General features: G+C 38.3%; 24 protein-coding genes. 4 read left to right on the top strand and 20 right to left on the bottom strand.

What is annotated here, in order from left to right; genetic code table 11:
• Nucleotides 1-242: 242 nt before the first annotated feature.
• From adhE to M3610_RS09770, 9 genes are all read right to left on the bottom strand, one after another.
• Nucleotides 243-2,846 (bottom strand): bifunctional acetaldehyde-CoA/alcohol dehydrogenase, encoded by a 2,604-nt coding sequence (adhE, locus tag M3610_RS09810; protein WP_251458846.1) that lies wholly within the window; start codon nucleotides 2,844-2,846, stop codon nucleotides 243-245.
• A gap of 170 nt (nucleotides 2,847-3,016) precedes the next feature.
• Nucleotides 3,017-3,244, bottom strand: a complete 228-nt coding sequence (locus tag M3610_RS09805) for a hypothetical protein (protein ID WP_098576182.1) — start codon at nucleotides 3,242-3,244, stop codon at nucleotides 3,017-3,019.
• Nucleotides 3,245-3,591: 347 nt separating this feature from the next.
• Nucleotides 3,592-4,299, bottom strand: coding sequence for a chitin disaccharide deacetylase (gene chbG / locus M3610_RS09800; RefSeq protein WP_251458845.1), 708 nt, complete (start codon nucleotides 4,297-4,299; stop codon nucleotides 3,592-3,594).
• Nucleotides 4,300-4,547: 248 nt separating this feature from the next.
• Nucleotides 4,548-5,867 carry a 6-phospho-beta-glucosidase gene (locus tag M3610_RS09795; protein ID WP_251458844.1) on the bottom strand — a complete coding sequence of 440 codons (1,320 nt, stop codon included), beginning with the start codon at nucleotides 5,865-5,867 and terminating at the stop codon, nucleotides 4,548-4,550.
• Nucleotides 5,868-5,886: 19 nt separating this feature from the next.
• The gene (locus M3610_RS09790; protein ID WP_251458843.1) at nucleotides 5,887-6,207 is read right to left on the bottom strand and encodes a PTS sugar transporter subunit IIA; all 321 of its coding nucleotides are present in this window, start codon (nucleotides 6,205-6,207) and stop codon (nucleotides 5,887-5,889) included.
• 68 nt (nucleotides 6,208-6,275) lie between these two features.
• Complete coding sequence (gene celB, locus M3610_RS09785; RefSeq protein WP_251458841.1) at nucleotides 6,276-7,592, bottom strand: PTS cellobiose transporter subunit IIC; 1,317 nt, start codon at nucleotides 7,590-7,592, stop codon at nucleotides 6,276-6,278.
• Between the two features lie 22 nt (nucleotides 7,593-7,614).
• Nucleotides 7,615-7,920, bottom strand: coding sequence for a PTS sugar transporter subunit IIB (locus M3610_RS09780; RefSeq protein WP_026567501.1), 306 nt, complete (start codon nucleotides 7,918-7,920; stop codon nucleotides 7,615-7,617).
• 318 nt (nucleotides 7,921-8,238) lie between these two features.
• Nucleotides 8,239-9,429: a MalY/PatB family protein gene (locus tag M3610_RS09775; protein ID WP_251458838.1), complete on the bottom strand. Its 1,191-nt coding sequence runs from the start codon at nucleotides 9,427-9,429 to the stop codon at nucleotides 8,239-8,241.
• A 182-nt stretch (nucleotides 9,430-9,611) separates the two neighbouring features.
• Nucleotides 9,612-9,923, bottom strand: coding sequence for a MerR family transcriptional regulator (locus M3610_RS09770; protein WP_251458836.1), 312 nt, complete (start codon nucleotides 9,921-9,923; stop codon nucleotides 9,612-9,614).
• A 251-nt stretch (nucleotides 9,924-10,174) separates the two neighbouring features.
• Between M3610_RS09770 and M3610_RS09765 the strand changes: the two genes are divergently transcribed.
• Nucleotides 10,175-11,149 (top strand): 2-hydroxyacid dehydrogenase, encoded by a 975-nt coding sequence (locus M3610_RS09765; RefSeq protein ID WP_251458834.1) that lies wholly within the window; start codon nucleotides 10,175-10,177, stop codon nucleotides 11,147-11,149.
• Nucleotides 11,150-11,367: 218 nt separating this feature from the next.
• On the top strand, nucleotides 11,368-12,504 hold the full coding sequence (locus tag M3610_RS09760) for a CAP domain-containing protein (RefSeq protein WP_251458832.1): 1,137 nt from the start codon (nucleotides 11,368-11,370) through the stop codon (nucleotides 12,502-12,504).
• Nucleotides 12,505-12,532: 28 nt separating this feature from the next.
• On the opposite strand, the gene M3610_RS09755 is transcribed toward M3610_RS09760, so the two are convergent.
• From M3610_RS09755 to M3610_RS09705, 11 genes are all read right to left on the bottom strand, one after another.
• Nucleotides 12,533-13,192: a PH domain-containing protein gene (locus tag M3610_RS09755; protein ID WP_251458830.1), complete on the bottom strand. Its 660-nt coding sequence runs from the start codon at nucleotides 13,190-13,192 to the stop codon at nucleotides 12,533-12,535.
• Between the two features lie 34 nt (nucleotides 13,193-13,226).
• Nucleotides 13,227-14,000 (bottom strand): NAD-dependent protein deacylase, encoded by a 774-nt coding sequence (locus tag M3610_RS09750; RefSeq protein WP_251458828.1) that lies wholly within the window; start codon nucleotides 13,998-14,000, stop codon nucleotides 13,227-13,229.
• A 387-nt stretch (nucleotides 14,001-14,387) separates the two neighbouring features.
• The gene (locus M3610_RS09745; RefSeq protein ID WP_251458826.1) at nucleotides 14,388-14,735 is read right to left on the bottom strand and encodes a 2Fe-2S iron-sulfur cluster-binding protein; all 348 of its coding nucleotides are present in this window, start codon (nucleotides 14,733-14,735) and stop codon (nucleotides 14,388-14,390) included.
• A 183-nt stretch (nucleotides 14,736-14,918) separates the two neighbouring features.
• A complete protein-coding gene (locus M3610_RS09740) occupies nucleotides 14,919-15,620 on the bottom strand; it encodes a GntR family transcriptional regulator (protein ID WP_251458824.1) in 702 nt (233 codons plus the stop codon).
• A gap of 42 nt (nucleotides 15,621-15,662) precedes the next feature.
• Nucleotides 15,663-16,193 (bottom strand): chromate transporter, encoded by a 531-nt coding sequence (locus M3610_RS09735; protein ID WP_098576193.1) that lies wholly within the window; start codon nucleotides 16,191-16,193, stop codon nucleotides 15,663-15,665.
• Nucleotides 16,190-16,819: a chromate transporter gene (locus M3610_RS09730; RefSeq protein ID WP_251458822.1), complete on the bottom strand. Its 630-nt coding sequence runs from the start codon at nucleotides 16,817-16,819 to the stop codon at nucleotides 16,190-16,192. The genes M3610_RS09735 and M3610_RS09730 overlap by 4 nt, the downstream gene beginning before the upstream one ends.
• An 82-nt stretch (nucleotides 16,820-16,901) precedes the next feature.
• Nucleotides 16,902-17,381 carry a GlcG/HbpS family heme-binding protein gene (locus tag M3610_RS09725; RefSeq protein WP_098576194.1) on the bottom strand — a complete coding sequence of 160 codons (480 nt, stop codon included), beginning with the start codon at nucleotides 17,379-17,381 and terminating at the stop codon, nucleotides 16,902-16,904.
• A 30-nt stretch (nucleotides 17,382-17,411) separates the two neighbouring features.
• Nucleotides 17,412-18,875: an aldehyde dehydrogenase family protein gene (locus tag M3610_RS09720; RefSeq protein WP_251458820.1), complete on the bottom strand. Its 1,464-nt coding sequence runs from the start codon at nucleotides 18,873-18,875 to the stop codon at nucleotides 17,412-17,414.
• Nucleotides 18,876-19,008: 133 nt separating this feature from the next.
• On the bottom strand, nucleotides 19,009-19,740 hold the full coding sequence (locus M3610_RS09715; RefSeq protein WP_026567517.1) for an iron-containing redox enzyme family protein: 732 nt from the start codon (nucleotides 19,738-19,740) through the stop codon (nucleotides 19,009-19,011).
• 238 nt (nucleotides 19,741-19,978) lie between these two features.
• Nucleotides 19,979-20,749 carry a creatininase family protein gene (locus M3610_RS09710; RefSeq protein WP_251458818.1) on the bottom strand — a complete coding sequence of 257 codons (771 nt, stop codon included), beginning with the start codon at nucleotides 20,747-20,749 and terminating at the stop codon, nucleotides 19,979-19,981.
• 66 nt (nucleotides 20,750-20,815) lie between these two features.
• On the bottom strand, nucleotides 20,816-21,145 hold the full coding sequence (locus M3610_RS09705; protein WP_098576197.1) for a 2Fe-2S iron-sulfur cluster-binding protein: 330 nt from the start codon (nucleotides 21,143-21,145) through the stop codon (nucleotides 20,816-20,818).
• Nucleotides 21,146-21,492: 347 nt separating this feature from the next.
• On the opposite strand from M3610_RS09705, the gene M3610_RS09700 reads away from it, so the two are divergent.
• Nucleotides 21,493-21,828, top strand: coding sequence for a hypothetical protein (locus M3610_RS09700; RefSeq protein WP_098576198.1), 336 nt, complete (start codon nucleotides 21,493-21,495; stop codon nucleotides 21,826-21,828).
• Between the two features lie 397 nt (nucleotides 21,829-22,225).
• Nucleotides 22,226-23,611 carry a hypothetical protein gene (locus M3610_RS09695; RefSeq protein WP_251458816.1) on the top strand — a complete coding sequence of 462 codons (1,386 nt, stop codon included), beginning with the start codon at nucleotides 22,226-22,228 and terminating at the stop codon, nucleotides 23,609-23,611.
• The last annotated feature ends 35 nt before the right edge of the window (nucleotides 23,612-23,646 follow it).

Below are 23,646 nucleotides of genomic sequence, written 5' to 3'. Positions count from 1 at the left end.
CATTCTAAAAAATAGGCTGTTGATTTCCGTTCCAGGCACTTCGCTTTCCGCGGGCGGTCCGGGGAGCCTCCTCGGCGCTTAAGCGCCTGCGGGGTCTCCCCTGCACCGTCCTCCCGCAGGAGTCTTCGTCCCTTCCACTCCAATCAACTTGCTAAAAAATCTTCAGTGACCTTTTACATAGAAAAATAAAAATGCCAATACGAAAAATCATCTAGTTTGATTTTTCGCATTGGCATCGATTGTTATACCCCTTTATAAGCAAGGCGGTAAATTTCTGCTAATTCAGTTACTAACGGAAGTTTGGGATTTGCTGTGGTGCATTGGTCTTCGAAAGCCCGATCTGCTAGGTAGTCAACTTTGCTTTCAAATTCAGCTTTATTTATTTGGTTTGCTTCAAGGCTCATTGGTACTTCCAATTCCTGTGCCAATTTAATAATGGCTAGAACGAGGCTTTCTACACCTTCCTCGGTGTTACTTGCAGGTAATCCTAGAATTCTAGCGATATCAGCATAACGTTTGTCAGCTTTGAAATGATTGTACTTCGGAAAAGCTGTAAATTTCTTTGGCTTGGCGGCATTATAACGTATTACATGTGGCATAAGTACAGCATTTGCCCGTCCGTGTGCAATATGGAACTCGGCACCAAGTTTATGGGCAAGACTATGGTTTATTCCTAAAAATGCGTTAGCGAACGCCATACCAGCAATTGTTGAAGCATTATGAACCTTTTCTCGAGCTTCTTCATCCTGGCCGTTTTTGTAGGCTCTAGGCAGGTACTCAAATACGAGTTGGATGGCTTTAATTGCGAGGCCATCAGTATAATCATTTGCCATACATGACACATATGCTTCAATAGCGTGTGTCAAGACGTCCAATCCGGTATCGGCGGTAATATGTTTTGGCACCGTCATCACAAATTGCGGATCGATAATGGCAACGTCAGGAGTTATTTCATAATCAGCCAGCGGATATTTAATATTTGCTTCTTTATCAGTAATGACCGAGAATGACGTTACCTCCGAGCCTGTTCCAGAAGTGGTAGGAATGGCCACAAATTGTGCTCTTTGGCCAAGATTAGGATATTTTACAATCCGTTTGCGAATATCTAAGAATTTTTGTTTTAAGCCAAAGAATTCGGTTTCTGGATGTTCATAGAACAACCACATTCCTTTGGCCGCATCCATTGCGGAACCACCGCCAAGTGCAATGATTACGTCAGGCTGGAAATTAGCCATCATTTCTGCACCCTTCATCACCGTTTCAATGGACGGATCTGGCTCTACTTCTGAAAAGATTTCACAATGCACATAATCAGGACGTTTTCTTAAATAATATAGAACTTTATCAACATATCCTAATTTCACCATTCCAGGGTCTGTAACAATAAAGGCTTTTGAAATTTTCGGCATTTTTGCTAAGTACTGTGTCGAGTTTTTTTCGAAATAAATTTTAGATGGTACTTTAAACCACTGCATATTAATATTCCTTTTCGCTACTTTTTTTATATTCATTAAATGAATGGTACCAACGTTTGTTGAGACAGAATTTCCGCCATACGTACCACAGCCAAGGGTCAATGACGGCATATAAGCATTATAAATATCACCGATTGCACCTTGTGAGGATGGGGCGTTGACAATAATACGTCCCGCTCTCATTCGCAAGCCGAAATTCTTGATCACAGATTGGTCAGTGGTGTGAATAACAGCAGAGTGCCCTAAACCGCCAAACTCCAGCATTTCCTCGGCCCGTTTGAATCCTTCTTCAAGACTACTTACCATATAACATGCAAGGACGGGGCTTAATTTTTCCCTTGAAAGTGGGAATTCAGGACCAACTCCAGTTAATTCTGCGACAAGAATCTTTGTTTCGTCAGGAACCTTCACTCCAGCCATCTTAGCTATTTTAGCCGCAGCCATGCCAACAATATCAGGGTTAACGGCACAAGAATGTTCATTAATAACTAATTTTTCGACCTTCGCTTTTTCTTCCTCAGTTAAAAAGTAACAATTATTTGAAATCATTTCTTGTTTAACATGATCGTAAATTTCTTTATCAACAATAACCGCTTGTTCAGAGGCACAAATCATCCCATTGTCAAAGGTCTTTGATAAAATTAAGTCATTCACTGCTTGTTGAAGATTCGCTGTTTTTTCAATGTAGCAAGGGACATTTCCTGGTCCAACACCTAGTGCAGGCTTACCTGAACTGTATGCAGATTTCACCATTCCCGCTCCGCCTGTGGCAAGAATTAATGAAATTCTCGTATGATTCATCAGGGCTTGAGTAGCTTCGAGCGACGGTGTTTCAATCCATTGAATACAATTTTCTGGTGCTCCTGCCTTAATGGCTGCATCTCTTAGGACTCTGGCCGCTTCACTGCTGCATTTTTGTGCCGATGGATGGAAAGCAAAAATAATTGGATTTCTTGTTTTTATCGATATAAGTGCTTTAAACATTGTAGTCGATGTTGGATTGGTTACTGGTGTAACTCCGGCAATAACCCCTACCGGTTCCGCAATTTCAATTATGCCTTCATGTTCATTTTCGTTAATAATTCCAACGGTTTTATCGTATTTAATATTATGATAGACATATTCTGTAGCAAACATATTTTTGATGATTTTATCTTCGTATACGCCTCTCCCAGTTTCTTCAACCGCTAATTTCGCCAGCGGCATATGCTGGTCAAGACCTGCCAAGGCCATTTCTTTGACAATTTCATTAATCATTTCTTGGTCAAAGCTGCGGAACTCAGCCAAAGCTTTTAGACCATTCTCGACCAGTAGGTCCACCATCTCTGTTACATCTTGCTTTTCTTTAACTGCCTTTTCTACAACTACCATTGTAATACCTCCGTTTGATTAATTATTTGTGAAACTTTTCACAAATTATCTTAAAAAATAATCTATTAAGCGGGTATTTTCTCAGGTGTCTATTTATTGGTTATTTTGTGAATCATTTCACATAATTGATTAAAAAAAATGTTTTCTACTTAATCTTCTTTCACAAATGGTTATTCACAAACTGGATTACGGGGAATCTTTTCAAATAATATGTCCGACAGAACCTTCGAATATTTTTTTACAATGATCACGTAATTAATTGTCCAAATATAGGAGGGAATTTCTTCATTTTCTTTAAAATACATCGCCTCAAATTCGTCCTCTACTGTTTCTTCAAATAAATCCAGGCTATAAGTTTCAGAATCTGTAGAGAAGGTCTTCCATTCACAAACCATCATGTCTTATCACTCCTTGTTTGTTTATGGATTCATCATAACATAGATTTTTAATAATAATTTGTGAAGTAATGAACAATATGTGAATTGTGGTTAATTTTACTAAAAATAGTCTATTTCCATATTTGACGATGTTTTCAAAAGATAATATCGGAATATATAAGGTGAATAGGGTAATTACCTGAAAACGTTTACAGCTAATAAACTATTTAAATATAATATTAACCTGAATTAAATATGCTTAATTCCTAATGAAAGATGAGAGTGGAAAATTAAGGGTTCCGGTCATTTATCAGCTATCTAAATACCGGAACCCCTAATGTAACTAAATTTCAGGCAATTAAATATAGCTAAATCAATTTAATTCCTCTTGGCAGTTTAATAGAAGTCAGAATGTCCGTCTCCCTCACACGATCCTCTGCATAAGAGGAACCACTCAAAATCTCGTGATCCAGATAACCCGGATGACACATTACTTCGACCGTTTGCCCGTCTTGAACACGTGTGACCAGTTTCTCAAAGTAATCATAGGTCGCTCCCGCTCCATAAAAATCATGTAAAAACACATCCGAAAATGCAGCAACTCCCTCTACTGTATCCAATGAAAAACGTCTAGCACTTAAATCGTATTTTTTTGCCAGCATTTGCACCACCGGTAAAAATTCCGGAATCGTATGGACATGATGATGGCTGTCAAAATGAGTCGGTGTAAGACCTGTTTCAAGAAACTTATCAATTTGCGCACTCCACTCTCTAGTCAGTTCATCAAGCGATATCTCCCGTTGCTCTTGGAATTCAGAAATGCGTTTAAAACTGCCATTCTCATTCACTAGTGACGGAACGTCAGTTAAAAGCGGCTTCCCACAGGTGAGGACCAGATGAATCCCGACTTGAAGTTTTGGATTAGCTTTCGTGAGCTCCACGGCATGCGTCACACCAGGCATGTTCATCATTATTGTGGTGGAATTAACAATGCCATTTTTATGAGCATCAATAATTCCATAATTAATGCCTCTTGAATACCCAAAATCATCTGCGTTTACAATTAGCTTAATCAAGCGATTATTACCTCCTCTTTACCAGAGAAAAGGCAGCAGACCCGCTCCCTTTTTGTTAATTTTCGGCTTTTTATACCTATCTGTTGATTTCCGTTCCAGGCACTTCGCTTTCCGCGGGCGTTGCGGGGAGCCTCCTCGGCGCTTCCAGCGCCTGCGGGGTCTCCCCTGCCCCGTACTCACGCAGGAGTCTTCGTGCCTTCCCCTCCAATCAACAGAGTGTCGCAATCAGAATTAACTTTTAACACAGTCTATTTTTTAAAGAATTGAGGTAAGTATTTTTTATGTGCTTCTAACATTTCGTCGACGATTTGTTTCGCAATGGTATCTGAGGCAACCAATGGATTGATCGTTAAAGCAAGGATTGCTAGATTATAGTCTCCGGTAACCGCTGCTTCGGCTGCGACCCGTTCAAATGATTTAATTTGCTGAACAAGCCCTCGGACCGGCACGGGGAGATCGCCCATCACAAGTGGCTTTGGACCCTCTTTTGTAATGATACAGCTAACCTCAACAGCAGAATCATTAGGAATGCTCGCGATAGAACCATTATTTAACGTATTAACCGGTTGAATATCCCCTTTGTCATTATAAATAGATGAAATTAAACGGACTGCTGCATCACTGTAATAAGCGCCACCCCGTTTTTCAAGTTGTGGAGGTTTTATTGATAGATTAGGATCCTTATAAAGTTCAAAAAGATCCTCTTCTAACTTTTTCACCACTTCCGCACGTGTCCCAACCGTTTCTGCATTTTTGATGTCTTTTTCGACCATTTCACGACTTTTGTAATAATAATTGTGATACGGACATGGGAGGACCCCTAAAGCTCGGATAAATTCAGGCTCCCAGCCCTGCCCTTGAATATTCTTTACGAAACTTGAATTTTCTGGATTGGTTAAAAATTCGATGACCTGATCTTTTACACTAACGCCATCCATGTAAACATCTAAGCCGTACACCATATGATTTAACCCGGCAAAGTCAATACGGACACGGGAATGTTCAACTTTTAGTAGTTTTGCAATTCCCATTTCCATCCCTATCGGTACATTACAGAGTCCGACTACCTTGCGATGGTCACTATAGCGAAGAACCGCTTCCGTCACCATCCCTGCCGGATTGGTAAAGTTAACGAGCCACGCATCAGGACAAAGTTCCTTCATATCTTTAACAATATCCAAAATAACTGGGATCGTGCGAAGCCCTTTAAAAAGCCCACCTGGTCCGTTCGTTTCTTGGCCAAGTACCCCATACTGTAACGGGATCCTCTCATCTTTAGCTCTTGCGTCGAGGAGACCCACCCGAAATTGCGTGGTCACAAAATCAGCATCCTTTAATGCTTCTCTTCGATCAAGTGTTAGATGCACTTCGACAGGAAGTCCAGCCTTTTGAAACATCCGTTTCGCTAAGTTTCCAACTATTTCTAATTTCTCTTTTCCTTCCTCGACATCCACAAGCCAAAGTTCGCGTATTGGTAGTTCATCATATCGTTTGATCAATCCTTCAACCAGCTCGGGGGTATAACTTGAACCGCCGCCAATGGTGGTAATTTTAATTGATTTAGTCAATTTCTATGAACCTCCCACTTTATTGAGTATTCATTTCTTGGCGAATCTCAACAATCTCTCTTGCTAAATCGATTAATGTAATAGCCGTCATTAAATGATCCTGCGCATGGATTAGAATAATGGGGATGTCGAAATCATTGCCTTCCGCTTCAGCTTGGATCAATTGTGTTTGAAAGCGATGGGCATGAATGATTTCACCATCAGCCTCTGAAAGTTTTTCCAGTGCAGAAGTGAAGTTTTTTTCTTTGGCTGTAAAAATCGCTTCCATGGCGAGACTTCTGGCATTTCCACTATGCAGAATTAATTGAAATGAGAGTTGGTATAATTCTTCTTTTGTCATCTTTGTCCTCCTCACCCAAAATACGTGCTAAGAGCTTGCCATTTGGCAAGCCCTTTTTTATTTTATTGTTATTTACTAGACCCATTTTCAACATTGAAGTTTTGTTTATCCCACATTCTAAAAAATGGATAGTAAATCGCAAAAGCAACGACTAAATTGATCACTTGCATTAACGCCCCTCGGATATTTCCGCCCGTTGCTAGATAACCTCCGATAATTGGAGGAGTCGTCCAAGGTACGGCAACACCAGCTGTCTTCGGAGCAAAACCAGTACTCATTCCAATATAAGTTGTAATGGTGAGAGCCAACGGTGTTAAAATAAATGGAATAATGAGCAGAGGATTTAAAACAATTGGGGCTCCGAAAGTAATCGGTTCATTAATATTGAATATTCCTGGTCCGATCGCCAGACGGCCTAATTGCTTGGATTGCTGACTCTTCGCCATAAATAACATCATAAGAGCAAAAACAAATGTTGCACCAGAACCGCCCATATAAATGAAAATATCAAAGAATTGCTGGGAAATGATATTTGGAATTTCATCTCCTGCTTGAAGCGCCAAGCGGTTCGCGTCCGTTTGGGCTAACCAAATTGGTGCCATAACACCGCCGACAATACTCGCGCCATGTAATCCAGTGGACCATAAGAGTTGAACAAAGAAGACGGCAATAAGTGCACCAATCAGTGTCCCACCAAGCGCACCAAGTGGTTCTTGTAACAACTGCCCAACAACATTGTGCAAACTTTCAAACGAAGTGTTTTCAATGAGCAAACGGATAATCCACACGCAAAGAATAACTAAAAATCCTGGGAATAAAGCGACAAATGATTTACTTACACTTGGCGGTACACCATCCGGCATTTTTATAACAATATTTTTTTGAATAATATATCGATAAATTTCAGTTGAAAACATGGCTAGGATCATCGCAACAAACAAACCTTTGCTACCCAAAAGTGCCATTGGCAATACACCGCCTACTTGTACAGCCTCCGTTGCTCCTTCTGGGGTAAACATCGTGAAATAAGGAGTGGCAAGAATAAAGGCAGCGACAGATATGGCACCTGCACTCAATGGATCGACTTTGTATTGTTCAGCCAGACGGTAGGCTATACCGAACGCTGCAATCAGTGCCATAATGTCAAAAGTTGCGCTGACAGGATATAATAGTTTAGTCAACCAGGCGTCTCCGAATGTGCGGGCCATAAATTCTGGATATCCATCAATAGGTAAAAATCCCAAAATTAAAAAAATGGATCCAATGATGAGGAGCGGCATGGTTAAAATGATCCCATCACGCAATGCTTGTAAGTGCCGTTGGCCAGCAATCCTGCCCGCGACCGGCATGACCTTCTCTTCTAACATCTGATTAAATTTGCTCATATCTTTTCACCCCTATGTGAAGTTATGAATCTAGTAGATTTTTGGCAAATTTTAGTACTTCCGCCCCATTACACATCCCATAATGCACTGAATTGATTAAATCAACGGGTATCCCTTTTTCTAATCCTGCTTTTTTCAATTTGGGAAGCAGATATCGAACCTGCGGACCTACTAATAACACATCCGCTTGGTCTAGATGGTTATTCACTTCATTCGCACTTACTGCCCATATCTTTGCCGAAATTCCTTCTGCTTTTGCTGCTGCTTCCATTTTCGTGACTAATAAGCTAGTTGACATGCCAGCAGCACAGCATAATAGGATGTTCATAACAATCCTCCCTTCTTATTATTGTAAACGCTTACAAAAAAAGGAAAAAATTTTTCCATTGCGATAAACAATGGATTTCCATATAAGCTTTCCTCCATGTCTAGAATTTTGTCCCGCCCTAATATATATTTCCTCACCAAAAAAATTAGGACAATAAGTTGCTCTTTAAAATGTAAAAAAAAACTACAGATTTTTAAATTAGCAGAAAGAAAAAAAGAAGCCTAGAATATTCCAGACTTCCTGCTGTGGAGCGTATTACCTTTTACTTCTTACTTGGGGACCATTCAATAGAATCTTACTAATTTCATTCTTATTCCATCAACTTAGGTCATCAAACTCTCTTGCAATTCTTTCAAACGCTTCCTGTATGAGTGGTCTGGGTGATGGAATACAAATTCTTTGCCACTGTAACCCTTCCTCACCAAACATCTTTCCATCTTCAAGCAGGACATTCGCTTTGTTGTAAATACGATCATGGATTTCTTCAGGTGAGAGGCCATAATCACTAAAATCCATCCACATAATATAGGTTCCTTCTGGAATTCTCACCTTAACTTTCGGCATTTTCTCCGCTAAGAATGTAGCAGCCCACTCCATAGTCCCATCAATATAGTCTTTCAATTGCTCTAACCAGTCTTCTCCTTCATTGTAAACAGCAATCAAAGCTGAAACAGTAAATGGAGATGGTAAGTGCATGCCCATAACCTTATTATAAGTGTTTCTAAGATCTGGATTCGAGATAATCACATTCGTACAATGAAGTCCAGCAACATTGAATGTTTTGTTGATTGCTGTAAAAGTAATAATCCGGTCACGATGTTCAGAAACCTTTGCGATTGGAGTAAACGTCTGATTTCGACGAACTAAATCACCATGTATTTCATCGGCAACTATGAGAACATCATGCTCCGTACAAATATCGGCTAATTTCCTTAATTCATCCTGAGTAAACACTCTTCCGGTGGGATTATGCGGGTTGCATAAGATGAACATTTTGGTTGTTTCTTCTTTTGCTTTCGCTTCAAAATCAGCAAAATCAATTTGAAAGTACCCTTCACTATCTGCTTTAAGGGCATTATTCACGACTTTTCGACCGTTGGCTTCTATTGCGGAGGTAAACGGTGGATACACGGGACGTTGGATTATGATGCCATCTCCTGGATTTGTTAATGCCTTGACAGCCACATTTAAGGCATGAACTGTTCCAGGACTAAAACTGATTTCCTCCTGCTGAATCTCCCAATCATGTCTCTTTTTAAACCAATGCTGAATGGCTTCATAATACTCTTTAGGAAAAATAGTATATCCGAAAATTCGGTGATCGACCGTCTTATGTAAAGCATCAACTAAGGGCTGAGGTACTGGTAGATCCATGTCTGCTGTAAATAATGGAATGGTTTCTTCATCATATCGTTCTGTCAGCCCAATCTGTTTCAGAAGCTCCCCTCCATCCCATTTAATTGAATAAGTTCCTCTTCGGTTAACAACTTCATCAAAGTTATACTTCATTTACATCCACCCTTCTATTTTTTATTTTTTTAATGATATACTTATAAAAATTCACATTGATTACTCTAATTATAGCGATAAAAAGAAGTGATTAAAAATATGAGAGGATAAATTTTTTTATATGATGAAACAAAAAAGAGCAGGCCTCAGTTAGCACTGCTCATTACTGCAAGTTACATTTGTTATTTTATTGGACCGTTCCGATTAAATTGCGAATTGATTTGACCAATGATCATCTTACGTTTTTCCTTTTTGGAGAAATCTCTGCGAATTTCCATCGTTTGGACCCCTTCTTCAATTTTTTCTGCAATTTCTATTAGTCTTTCAATATCCGCAAATGAATATTTCCGTGTCCCATTTGGGGTCCTGTCTGGAAAAATAAGCTTTCGTGTTTCATAATAATGGATTTGCCTGCTTGTTAGACCCGTCAATTCTGTCACAATTCCTATCGTGATAACCTTTTGTTCACGATAGGATTGGTTTTCATTTTCCAAGATACCACCTGCCCATTTTATTTATTTTTAAAAATGTGAATTGTTTAACAATTCTGATGTTACATATTCTAACACATGATGTAATAAACTTAAACAATAAATTCCTCTTACTCAAAAGTTTCACTTTTACTGATGAAAATACTGTCTTAATTAAGTATCAATACAACAATTAATATTGTTGACTCTTTAAAAATTCTGTGTCACCTTAGAAATATATTCATATAAACAGAAGGAAAAGGATGTATTCCCTTATGAAAAGAAAAATACTTGCTTATAACTTTGAATTCTCTGAAACGCTAGATCGATTAAGAGATCATTTCGATGTGGAAATTTTTGAACGAATCAATCCCAAGACAGACCCAGCGTTTTTGCATGCTCTTGAGCAGGCTGAAGGGATTGTCGGCCTCGCGCTCCCAGTTGATAATGAATTATTGGACCGAGCCCCAAATTTAAAAATCGTTTCCAATAACTCGACAGGTTTTAATAACCTTTCCCTTGGAGAGATGACAAAGCGTGGTATTATGGGCACCAACACACCAGGTGTCTTAGAGGACACTACGGCCGATGCGATTTTCGGTATTCTTCTTGCAGCAGCAAGACGCATCCCCGAATTAGACCAATTTGTAAAAACAGGAAAGTGGAAGCAACATCTTACTAGGAAAGAATATGCCCTTGATGTTCATCATAAAACATTAGGAATTATTGGGATGGGGAAAATCGGTTCATTAATTGCAAAACGCGGGCATTTTGGCTTTGACATGAACATTCTATACTATAACCGCACCCGGAACCTTGAAGCTGAAGAAAAATACAACGCTGTTTATTCTTCATTAGATACCTTACTTATGCAATCCGATTTTGTTTGTTTAATGACTCCACTCACTCCTGAAACTGAAAATATAATGGGAGAACGCGAATTTAAATTGATGAAAAGTTCAGCTATTTTTGTAAATGGTTCGCGCGGAAAAACAGTGGATGAAAAAGCTCTAATTGAAGCATTACGGATAAACGAAATCCATGGTGCCGCATTAGACGTATTCCAAAATGAGCCTCTCAAAGCAGATCACCCGCTGCTGCAGTTTTCCAATGTGGTAACGACCCCGCATATCGGGTCCTCCACTCACGAAACGGAACTAAAAATGGCCAAACTTGCCGTCGAGAATTTAGAAGCAGGACTAACTGGAAAACGACCGAAGAATCTTGTTAATCCAGTGGTATGGGATTAATTTTATAGAGGAAACAAAGTTATGAACTCACCAAAAACTATTATTGAAGAACTAAATTTAAAAAAGTATGATCGGAAACTTGTTCTTAACAAACCTGAAGATTTAGATGAATTGAATAGATTGATCCAAATAAAACCAAATATCATTCCCCTCAAGCATATTACTTATACATTTTCTTAAAATTGGCTACAATTCTAATAGAAATGGAGGAAACGAACATGGTACGATTTCTGGCAATCATCTCATTCATTCTTTTATTTAAATTTTCACTCCCTGTCATCGACAAACAATTGGAAAAAGGCGATATCGAGAAGACGGCTGATTCCATTCAGTCTGTAATAAATGTCAAAGACAACACAACATTAGCAGAAACACTTAATAGTTTTTCCGAAAAAGTTGAACAATTAGGGAAACAACTAGGCTTTCAATTGAAAGATAGTCCACTTACTAAACAACAACCTCAACAACAGAAAGAAAAAGTAGCGTTGACCATTCCTACTGAACAAGTTTTTTCAATTCATAATGTTGAAATTGGAAATCTCAAAGAAGATATTGAACATAATTTAGGAAACGCAAACCGAATATCCTTTAATGAATACGGGACGGATTGGTATACTTATCACCAGAATTATCAGGATTTCTTTATGGTCATGTATGACGAAAACAACAAAGCCGCCGGTTTGTATACCAACCAAGATTTAATTGCTTCAAAGAACGGCATTAAACTCGGAAGCTCGAAAAAAACCGTCCGTGAAAAGCTTGGGGAGCCTTTAACGAAAATTCAAAAAGGGTTCACGGTATACCAACTGCAGGAAAATAGCGATAATGATTTGTTTTTAGTAAAGGGAAACTATGTAACCGTCTTTTATGATAAGCATGAAAATAATACAGTTACCGCCATACAATTGATCAACAAAAACTTTGAAGAGGGGAAAGCGGATTTCTACACAAAAGGGAATCCAGCTTTAAAAGAAGGCTTTGAGTATCAGTTATTTGATTTGACAAATGCTGCACGAGTCAACCATCAACTGCCTGTATTGACATGGGATGAGCATGTTCGCGAAACAGCCCGTAAACATAGTACCGACATGGCGGTCCATCAGTATTTTGATCACACCAACCTTAAAGGACAATCTCCGTTTGACCGGATGAAAGAGGACGATATCACCTTTCATTTGGCAGGCGAAAACCTGGCCTACGGCCAATTTAGCAGTATTTTCGCCCATGAAGGTTTAATGAACTCACTTGGGCACCGGGAAAATATCTTACGTATGGGTTATGAGTATTTAGGGGTGGGCGTGGCATTTAATAATGAATCACAACCATACTACACGGAAAATTTCTATGCAAAATAGATAATAAACGCAAAACCTTTCTATTACTTTAGGAAGGTTTTGCGTTTATTAAAGTCTCCGGTCCATTAATCACTTTAGTTAACTCCTCATCCGAATAGAAACCACGTATACCTGGTTTATCCTGAAGATAATAAAAGATTTCTTCGTTCGTATAGTCTGTTTTTAACCCGTTAATAATAGTGGCTAAATAATTATGGGATGGCTTCTTCATTTCTACTTCAGCTTGTTCCCAAGGGGCAGTAAAGGTGAAAATGGGATACCCCCTATCCTCACCAAGATAAATAATATTTCCATACCAAGCATGGCTGCGAAATATTTTTGCCCCTTTCTCTTTTACCTCGTTTAAATCTATTTCGAAGATTTTCCCACTATTCTCCTGTTTCACCACATCTAAAAACTGTTCACTAGTGATTAAATATTTTTTACTATAAGTGAGCGAATCTTCTACTTGATTTAATCCTATAAAGGCCACACCTTGCGATTGCCACCCTGCTGCCTCCTTAGCAAAGTAAAGCGGATAATTGAATTTTAAAGAAGACTCTGCTATCGGCAGTGATTGATCTTTACAGCCTGTCTCCACTCTCGTGGATCCCGCTGGACTTCCTCCCTTGATGTAGCATAAGAACCGATTCTTATTAAGATTTGAACCATAACTTGCATACCATACATACTGCTTACTTTCACTCACTTATTCCCACCAACTTTCTTGTGAATTTCTTAATTCAGCTTCTTAGTTGTTCATCCAACAGGGTCAAGGACTTCCCAATCGACTCAGGAATGACGAATGTATTCCGATCCGTGTCATATGGAGTATCACCGATATTAATTATAAGCAATGGAGTGCTTTTCCTTCTATATTGAGGGAATGTTGAAAATGGTGTGACCTTAAGACTCGTCCCTAACACCAATAGACAATCTGCCTCTTCGATCGTATGTAAAATTTTATTAAACCCTTCAACCGTAAACCATTTACCTGTATCACCAAATAAAACAACATCCGGTTTTATGAAACGCTCTCTCTTTTGCAGGGTTTCGCAATGGTCACAAATATAAAATTCATTCATGGTCTGAAAACGATTGATCATTTCTTCGGTCGAGTAACTTTTATTGCAATGTAAGCAGGAGGCGGTTTTCATTGTTCCATGAAATTCAATCACGCTTTTACTTCCTGCTTTTTGATGAAGTCCATCAATATTTTGAGTAATAATATGAGAAACTTTCCCTTCTCTTTCCCACTTTGACAAGATATCATGCCCTGCGTTTGGCATGGCGTCCGGATGATAAAGATTGTCGAGTGCAAATTGATAGAACTCTTTTGGATTTTGATAAAAATAATCAAGCGAAAGAATATATTCAGGTGCCAATTGATAAACTCCAGTCCTTGAACGAAAATCCTTTATACCTGATTCAGTACTTACTCCGGCACCAGTAAGCACAACCATGTTCTTCGCATTTTTGATTAGGGTCACACATAGATCGAACTGATTATTTTCCATCAGGTCAACTCTCCTTTTTTTATCCATTCTCAAATATGTTAATAAATCTAATTTATATTATTTTACTACATAAAAAAAACGATGAGAAAAAACTCATCGCTTTTTGTTTTCGTGCCTGCTCCCCACTGCCTTACAAAATTTTAAAGTACTGGGGGGCAGGCATTATAGATGTTACGCAAATGCTCGTAATTGTTTATTTTTTTTCAAATGTAAAGGTTTATGTGTGTAATAGATTTTTGCAAGTGCATGATTATCACAAAGTGAACATTTTATTTTATAAGAAGCTTTGCTAATATGGGGAGTTTCTAAGAAGGTTAGAATTTCTTTCATATGTTTATCACAGGCCCACATGATCTCACCCCGAATTTGTATTTTTTGGTTATCTTACTAAATAGTCGTGACTTCTTTCTGAATTTTATCTGGCTTTCTTTTTTTGACAATTTCTGTAAAAGCATCATCCCAAGAAATCGAAATGTCACCGTTTGTTACGAAGGTTTGACACCCGAGACGATACCCTTCATTTAACCACTCTTCTCCTAACTTTCTTCTTTCCTGCACTTTAACCTTATCTAAGAATTCGGCACCTTCTTCTGCTTTAAAGACACAGTTGCCGCAAATTCCTCCACCGCATCGATTTGGGAGTTCTCCATCATAACGAAGGGACATCCTTAAAATATTTGAATCCTCTGGTACCTCTAATTGTTTATTGCTGTTAATGAATTTTATTTTTGGCATGCCTCGTATCCTCCCTTTAATTTATCTTCTTGGTATACAATATACCATATTTAAAATTATCAGACAATATAAATATTTTAAATTTTTTCATTTTTTGAAAAAGGTAAATTTTAGACCACATCGAGGAGACGGTGTGGTCATGAACATTGATGAAAACTCATCCCGAGATCTTTCCAGAATGGATCAGGTGGACATCAACTTTTCCTTTTTGTTAAGCTTTTGTTTTATACTTTCAATATAATTGATGTAAGCTTTTTTCGAGTTTTCAATATGAATCCTCATTAAATATTCAGCCATTTCCGCTTCCTTATCACGCAAGGCTTTCATGATATCGATGTGTTCTTTTAATGATTCTTTTCTTCTCCCTGGTGTCTCATATCCCATATTTGCAGCCATATGTATATAGTCAATCAAACCAGAGAGAATCTCAAATAATTTAGGGCTTTTTGATGCTTTGTTAATAAGACGATTCATTTCTATATGTTCAAAATTAAAATTTTCTTCTGCTTGATCTCTTAACTCTATTAGTTCTTTTATCTTTTGATCCAATTCTAGTTGTGTTTCTTTATCCATCCGCCCCGCGGCCAATTTAACAGCAAGGACTTCTAATGAGGAAAGAATTGTAAATACCTCGATGACTTCATTCTCTGATATATTTGAGACCACGACACCTTTTCTTGGAACTGTTTTTACAAAACCTTGGGACTCCAAGCGAAACATGGCCTCTCGAATCGGTGTCCGGCTGATGCCTAATTTCCCAGCCAGTTCTCGTTCAATTAACCGGTCGCCGGCTTTTAATTCGCCATCAAGAATCATTTCCTTTAAATAGTTATATGCATGCTCACGAATCGATAAAAGATTGTTTTCCTCCCATCTTAAATCCATAACTTCCACCCGCTCATTTTTATTATTTTTTAACTTTCCATCTTACGAAAGAAAAACTCCACCATAAACTAAACAGCAAACAATTAACAGAGATGGGTGCATTTTTATTTTTATTAAAGCAAAATAACTAACCACAGCTAATAAAACTAAGTGAAAAAGACCACTGTTTTCATAGGCTGATAAAAAGAACTGATAAGCCATTACAGCAAGTAAAATGAAAATAATCGGCTGAACAGACTTTGTCATAAGCGCAACTTTTGGAGAACCTTTAAATAGATTGATAAACTTAAAAAGTAAAATAACGGCTAATGCAGAAGGCAGTATCGTTGCGATTAGAGCAATCGTTGCACCGAGAATTCCCCCTAGTTGATAACCTATATAGCCCCCCATTTTAGTGGCAATCGGTCCTGGCAGGGCATTTGCAATTGCTAAGACATCCCCAAACTCGGAAAGACTCATCCAATGGTAATGGTTAACCACTTCATTTTGAATTAAAGGTATTGTTGCAGGTCCGCCGCCGTATCCCAATAAATTAGCAATAAAAAACGACCAAAAAATATGCAAATAGATCATGAACTTTTTTCCTTTCTCTGAAGAAGCATCTCAGCTGAAGCTTTTGCCGCTTTTTCCTTTCGATCAGCAATGATATAGGCAGTAATGAGAAATACCGCAATTAGAATACCTGGATGTACTCCCAGGAACTGAACGATAATCAATGTAACAATCGAAAGCGTGAGCATGATCGGAAAACCTAAGCCTTTACGGCCATTTTGAAAAAATCGGTAAGCCATTTCCAACAACATAAATCCAATTACCGGAGTAACTCCTTGAACCATCCCGCTGACAATCGGTGATTCTTTAAAGGAATAAAGTACACCCAATAAGGCAATCATCGCAACAATGGAAGGCAGAATGTGGGTAAGAATGGCCACGGTTGCCCCTAAATATCCCTTTACCTTGTAACCAATATACGCAGCCATTTTTGTGGCAATCGGCCCTGGCAAGGTATTAGCTAATGCGAGGATTTCTACAAATTCTTGTTCGTCCATCCACTTGTATTTTTTCACAGCTTCAAATTCTATCAACGGTATAGTAGAGGGTCCGCCCCCATACCCAGTCACACCGGTGCGAGCAAATCCAATAGCTAACTCAAGATATGTTTTCAGTTGATTCTCCCCCTTTTTATACCAATATAACATTTATAGCCCTTTTTTAATAGAAGCGTAGATTAAGATAGACCTCATTCTGCGAAAAACATACATGAATGAGGCCCCATTTTTCTTATTTTTTTATATCTGCTGAAGTAATTACTTCTAGGCCATCGCTTTCTAGATACGTTTGTAATGCTTGAAGTGCTGCGGTTCCTACGGCAGTATCTTGCTCGCCGTTTCCACCACTTACACCAATCCCACCTACCACTTCACCATTGACAACAATTGGGAACCCGCCAACAAAAATAGCGAACTTCCCTGGAAGCATTTGTTGTATTCCGAAGGCTTCGTTTCCAGGAAGCGCAGGTCCGTTAGGTTCTTTGTTAAACAAATGGGTGGAGCGTTTGTGACCAGCAGCTGTGTATGCTTTCGCAATCGAGATTTCTGGTCCTGTAATGCGGGCACCATTCATACGCTCTAGTGCAATTAGATTACCACCATCATCAACAATAGCGATCGTTTCAAAGACATTAATCTCTTCTGATTTATTCTTTGCTGCCTCAATCATCAACTTTGCTTCTTCAAGTTCAATTTTTAATACAGACTTCATACCCGTTCTCCTTTATATATCGTATTATGATTAATAGCCCATATAGACCGTTTTTAATTGTGTAAAGAACTCTAAGCCCACTCTTCCTGATTCACGGAAGGTAGAGGTACTTGATTTTTTCAAACCTCCAAATGGTGCATTCATTAAATTGCCAGTTGTGGTTCGGTTAACCTTAACTGTCCCCGCTTGAATATCTTTGGTAAATTGGTTAGCGATTTTAAGATTATTGGTCACAATCGAAGCAGATAAACCATATTCAACATCATTTGCAACAGCGATGGCTTCTTCATATGTATCTACTTCAATTACAGCCACCACTGGACCAAAGATTTCTTCTTTTGCAATCCGCGAATTCGCTTTTACATTCGTAAAAATTGACGGCTGAACATAATATCCTTTTTCAAATTCTCCAGATAATAATTGCTCACCGCCATAGACCAATTCAGCGCCATCTTCTTTTCCGAATTCAATATACTTTAAGACATTTTTCAATTGCTTTTCGTTGGCAAGCGGTCCAATTTTCACACCAGCCTCAAAACCATTCCCGACTTTAAGTGCGCTTGTTTTTTCAACGAGCTTTTGAACAAATGCCTCTTTTACGTTTTTCAAGACGATAACACGACTTGTTCCTGTACAAGCTTGCCCTGTTAGTGAGAAGCCCCCGTTTACCGTCAATGTAGCGGCAAGATCGAGATCTGCATCCTCCATAACAATAAGCGGATTCTTCCCGCCCAATTCCATTTGCGTCCGGGTTGTAAAGCCTGCTTTTTGATGAATGTCTTCCCCTGCCGCAGTTGAACCTGTAAATGTGACAGCTCTAACTGCTTGATGAGTGACCAATAGATCGCCAACATCTGATGCTTTTCCCGTAACAAAGTTAATCACGCCTTTTGGAATGCCCGCCTTATCTAATGCCTCAACTAGACGAAAAGCGATCAATGGAGTATCTGAGGAAGGTTTAAAAACAACCGTATTCCCCGTGATTAAAGCAGGAGCGATTTTTCGGGCTGGAATAGAAAGCGGAAAGTTCCATGGAGTTATGACACTGACAACTCCGAGTGGTTCTCTTTCCGTTGAAACTTTCATGTTTGCATCATCATTTGGAAAGGTTTCCCCTGTAAAACTTTGCCCTTCTACTGCATAATATCGGAGGGTTTGCGCAGAACGTAATATCTCATTCTTAGCATCATCAACATGCTTGCCTTCTTCCCTTGTTAACTCTTCTGCCAAAGAGGCAACATTTTGCTCGAGAATACTGGCAGCTTTATTTAAGATCGCTGCTCGTTTGGAAGGTGCTGTTTGGTACCAGCTAGGAAAAGCATTCTTGGCCGCTTCAATCGCTAGTTGTACATCCTGTTCGTTTGATGCTTGGAATTCACCGACAAGATCTTCGGTATTTGCCGGATTCACACTAAAAAATGTTTTCTTGCTAACCGATTCCTGCCATTCTCCATTGATATAATTATTGAATGTCTCTACTTTTGTAGTAATCACTACTATCACCTTTTTTCATTTATTAAGTTCCCAGCAATTAATAGAAAACATAACTCTATAGAAATGGCCGTCACTTAAACCTTAAATTACAAGATTAATATGACGGCCGATAACAACTCTTCCAATTATCTATTTACTTTGTTTCAACAAGAGCGCCTAGATCTTTTTCAATATACTCTTTCCAAAGTCCATCCATGTACATACGGCGCATTTTAGCTCCTGTACGAACAACTTCTAAGCAACGTTGTTGTAATTCTGGTGTGTCAGCATGATCAAGAACAATTTTGTAACCGCGTTCACCATGGATCTCATCTGAAACGATGTGTAAGTCGAAGAATTCGATTTCTTCATCAGTAAATCCGTATTTTTCACGTAAAGCAGGAGTTTGCTTCCGGTAAATATCAGGAACTTGTGATTCTAATCCAACAACAAGAGCCGCAGTTGCTACCACAAAATTCTCACGTGCTGCTACTGCAAAACACCAGCTTTGAAGACCTAAAGTAGTTGGAGCCATATTGTTAGGATCAATAATTCTTTCTGCAGTCGTACCGCAAGCTTCCGCGAAACGAATCAATAAGTCTGTGTGACGATCTGCTGCGATTTCTTCTTCATACATATTTTGTAGAGTGAAATCTTTTGCAGCTGCAAACTTTGGATCTTGTGGAGTATTGTGGTAAATATACGCTAAGTAATCAGCGAATGGTCCTACATAATGGTAGTGATTTTCAGCCCAACTAGCAAAGTGTTTTCTTTCAAGTTTGCCCTCTGCCCAAGCTACTGTAAATGCAGCCTTCTGGCTATGGTTACCTTTAATTGCTTCCTCTAATTGTCTGCGAAATTCATCTTTAGATAATAATTCTGTCAACTGAAACTCCTCCTCTAATTTTATGTAGGTACCAACCTAAGATTGGTATTTGATATTTTGTATACCAAGTTAGTTTAAAAATTAAAAGATTGTGGATATTTTCCCTTTCCAACACTCTCTTTTTTTGTAAAACTATTGATTTGGTATACCTTACGTTTATACTACCAAGATATTGTTTATTTGTAAATATAATTTTTAGAATTTTTTAAAGATTATTTTTCTTTTTTTAAAACTATGATTATTGGTGGACATTCACTTGCAAATCTAACAATTTATAAAGTTCTTTTGATAGATTATCTAATGCTTCTTCTACGATCTCCTGGCCAATCTCCCAGCTGGCTTTTGTGCCATCACCAATGCAGCCATTATTCGTCATTTCTTCATAATAATAAAATCCTTGAATCGCTTTACCAGGTCTGAGCTGCTTCCATCTTCCTTCTTCTTGAATATCACCTTTCTCAAGTTTTTCAAGGCGGACAAGTTCAGGGGCTAAATAAAGCGCTTCCGATACTTCACGCTCACAACTATGACCAAATAAGCTGGATGTGACATTTTCCTTAATTGCCTTTTTAGCAGAGGCGGTTGTTTTGGCATAATAGATTTCTACATCTAGTTCTTTTGATAACATCATTGATGCCACATTAAGCGTCGACTGGTTGCCCCCGTGAGAATTTAAAAATAAAAACTTTTCAATCCCGTGATGCTTCAAGGACGAAACCACATCCTTTAATACTGCGATTAATGTGGTCGGCTGCAAGGAGATGGTTCCCGGAAAATTCAAATGATGCTGAGAAACCCCCATATTAACAGTTGGTGTCACCAATGCATAAGGAAACATTTTTTGTCCTAATTTATTGGCCATCCTCTCTGCTAAAACAGCATCACAACTTTCAACCATATGTGGGCCGTGCTGTTCATGGGCACCAATTGGAATGATAGCAAATTGAACCGTCTTTAAAGCTGCTTCTACTTCTTTCCATGTCATACTGGTTAGATCATAACAATCCATGTGTATTCACCTACTTGTGTTTATTGTATTTTGTATACCATTTTTAATAATAAAATACATTCCCTATTAAGATTGGATCACTGATTGCTTCTTCGGAGGTTGAACTGAAATATTTTCTTGCGAAATTTCAATATCCTCTTTAATTGTTAATTGGCACGTTAACCGATACCCCTCATTGACCTTATCACCAAGCATTTTTTCTTCTTTCCAATTCGCTGGTGTCAGCCCTTCAGATCCATTCACTACGATACATGCACATTTTGTACAGCGTCCCATTCCGCAGCCATACTTTAGTTTAGGAAGTTGGCGGGTACCAGCCAAAACAACTAAATTGGCATTATCTTTAACCTCTTGTTCGATTGTCGTACCATCCACATGAAGGATTACTTTTGGCATATTGTTACCCCTTTCTGTTTTTTCTAAAAATTATGATACTTTTCTGAAGTATACAATCTTTTGGATAGAGAAGCAAACTAGAATTGAAAAAAAGATTAATTTTTTTAAAGTTAAGCTCTTATTCTAGCACTAAACTAGGAATTATTTAAATATTTAGAATATGTTCTTGAACAATTTAACTGCATACGTTAAAATACACATAAGAGTTTGGTATACAATATTCCTTGGAGGTGAGTAACGAAATATTCTTCATCAATAGGTGTCGATACTTATAGCAACAAAAAACCATACTTACCTGATTTATTTTTTTAAATAGGACAAATAAATTACTTTAAGGAGTGTTTTAGATGGGGAAATATATAGTACTAACAAATAAGGATACCTTCCAAACGGTTCTTGAAAACGATGGCTTAAAACCGGTTGAAACCTACCATTTCTATTTCTTTGATAGTTTAAAAGCGAAATACACAATTGCTGAAGTACTTGACGAAACGATTAAAATCCAATTATTCGAGAAATATGAAGGAAAGGAATATGTTAATCAGATTGCTGTCAAGTTTTTTGAGAAGTTTGATACACTTGAAGCTGCACGTGAGGAATTAAATGAGATCGTAAAAGCTTCTGGAAACAGTCAAGATTCTGTAAACTCCAAACTAGTTAAATCAACTGAGGTTGCGGTTTAAGATTTTTCATCCTTCTTAAATGATTGTTTCAAAATAGAAAAAATCCGGAGAGGCGCTGCTTTCTTTCCGGATTTTATACTTTTAAAAATAAAAAATAACCGCCACATGGTAGTAGCGGTTGAATGTGTGAGGTTAAAATTTAAGCGTTTTTCTTAGTGAAGCTAATTTTCTCTCAGCTTTTTCTACAGCACTTTTAGAACTAAATAGAAACTTAAACATGTATAAGCCCCCTATTAATGAGTTATTTGATACTGTAATTTTATAACGGGGATAAACAGAAAACAAGTATTTTGTATACCAAATACCAAATTAATTATTAATTCTTGACCAAATTGTGACTTTTTCAAGTTTTATACATGTGTTTGGTATACAATTCTTGAAAGGATAGGGTGTTGATATGCTGAGATATCTGTTTTTTATCGTTATTTTAATGTATTTATTCTCTGTACTTTTACCAGGGCTTCATCTTGGTGTCCTTATTTCCTCGCTAAGTCTTTTGATTGTCCTTATTACCATATTTCAGGCGAAGCGATTTGTTCAAGTATTAGGCGGTACATTTTTACTATCTGGAGTAGTCTTACTATTGACGAGCGGAGCCTCTTGGCAGCAATACATACTCTCTTTCGGCCCGATGCTGGACTTACTAACCATGTTTACACTGATCCCGATATTAGGGATTCCAATTAAATTAGGCGGATATAGCGGCGGCATCCAAAGTATAATTACAAAAAGGGTAAAGACCTCTGGCCAACTGTATATGATCACGTCTGGCATTTCGTACTTTTTTAGTATTTTTATGAATTTGGCTACCTTGCCAATGACTTATTACTCGATAAGGCCTGCATTAGATGTGATTCCCGTTGAGAATAAAGAGAGGTTTATGAGCAGAGCGATTACACGCGGATTTGCGATGCCATTGCTTTGGGCACCTGTTACCCCGATTGTCGGGATTGTGATCACAATGACCGGCGTCAGCTGGGTATCAATTCTTCCATATGTAATTCCGTTAAGCATCGTGGGAGTGGGTGTGGATTGGTATATTGGTTCACGTAGAGCAAGTATAATGATCCATAATAAACAGGACCTATCCGTTCACGAAACCGCTGCTACCTTAGAAACAAGCAATCCAGCTAATCGTTCAAGGAGAGTCTTCCAAATACTACTGGCCATCGTTATATTTAATGTTGTTATTTCTTTAGTAGAATCAAAGTTCCCTTATCCATTTTTAATATTAGTATCATTAATGGTTATCCCATTTTCGTTCACTTGGGCCCTCTTCTTAAAAAAGGGTAAAGAGTTCGGTGCCCATTTGATTAATCATTTAAAAACGTTCTCTGTAAGCATGAAGGACCAATTCTTCATCTACTTATCAGCCGGTTTTTTCATCTCAACCATCAACATTTCACATGCAAATGTCTGGCTGGATGCCTGGGTCAATAAGTTTATTAATTTTGCAGGTGTGGAGATCTTTTTGATTTTACTGCCGTTAATCCCGCTGGCTCTAGCCTTTTTAGGCCTGCATCCTGCCGTTTCACTGGCATTAATGACCGAAGGGTTAAACCCAGCAGTTGTTGGTATTTCACCACATATCTTAACGGTGGCGATGTTAGCAGGTGCTGTCTCGGCTTTTCTAGTTGGTCCATATAATGCCACGTTAGGGCTTATGTCAAGTATCGTGAAGGAAAGCTCTTATCAGGTGTCAAACTGGAATCTTTCCTTCGCAAGTATTTATATTGGCTGTGTAATGTTGTATCTATTTGTTTTACAATTGTTTTTATCTTAATGGTTGTGTAACAAAAAAGGTGTCAATCGATGGAT

It is taken from the genome of Neobacillus sp. MER 74 (assembly GCF_023714155.1).
The sequence above is the reverse complement of the archived record's forward strand: the minus strand, read 5'-3'. Positions and strand labels throughout refer to the sequence as shown.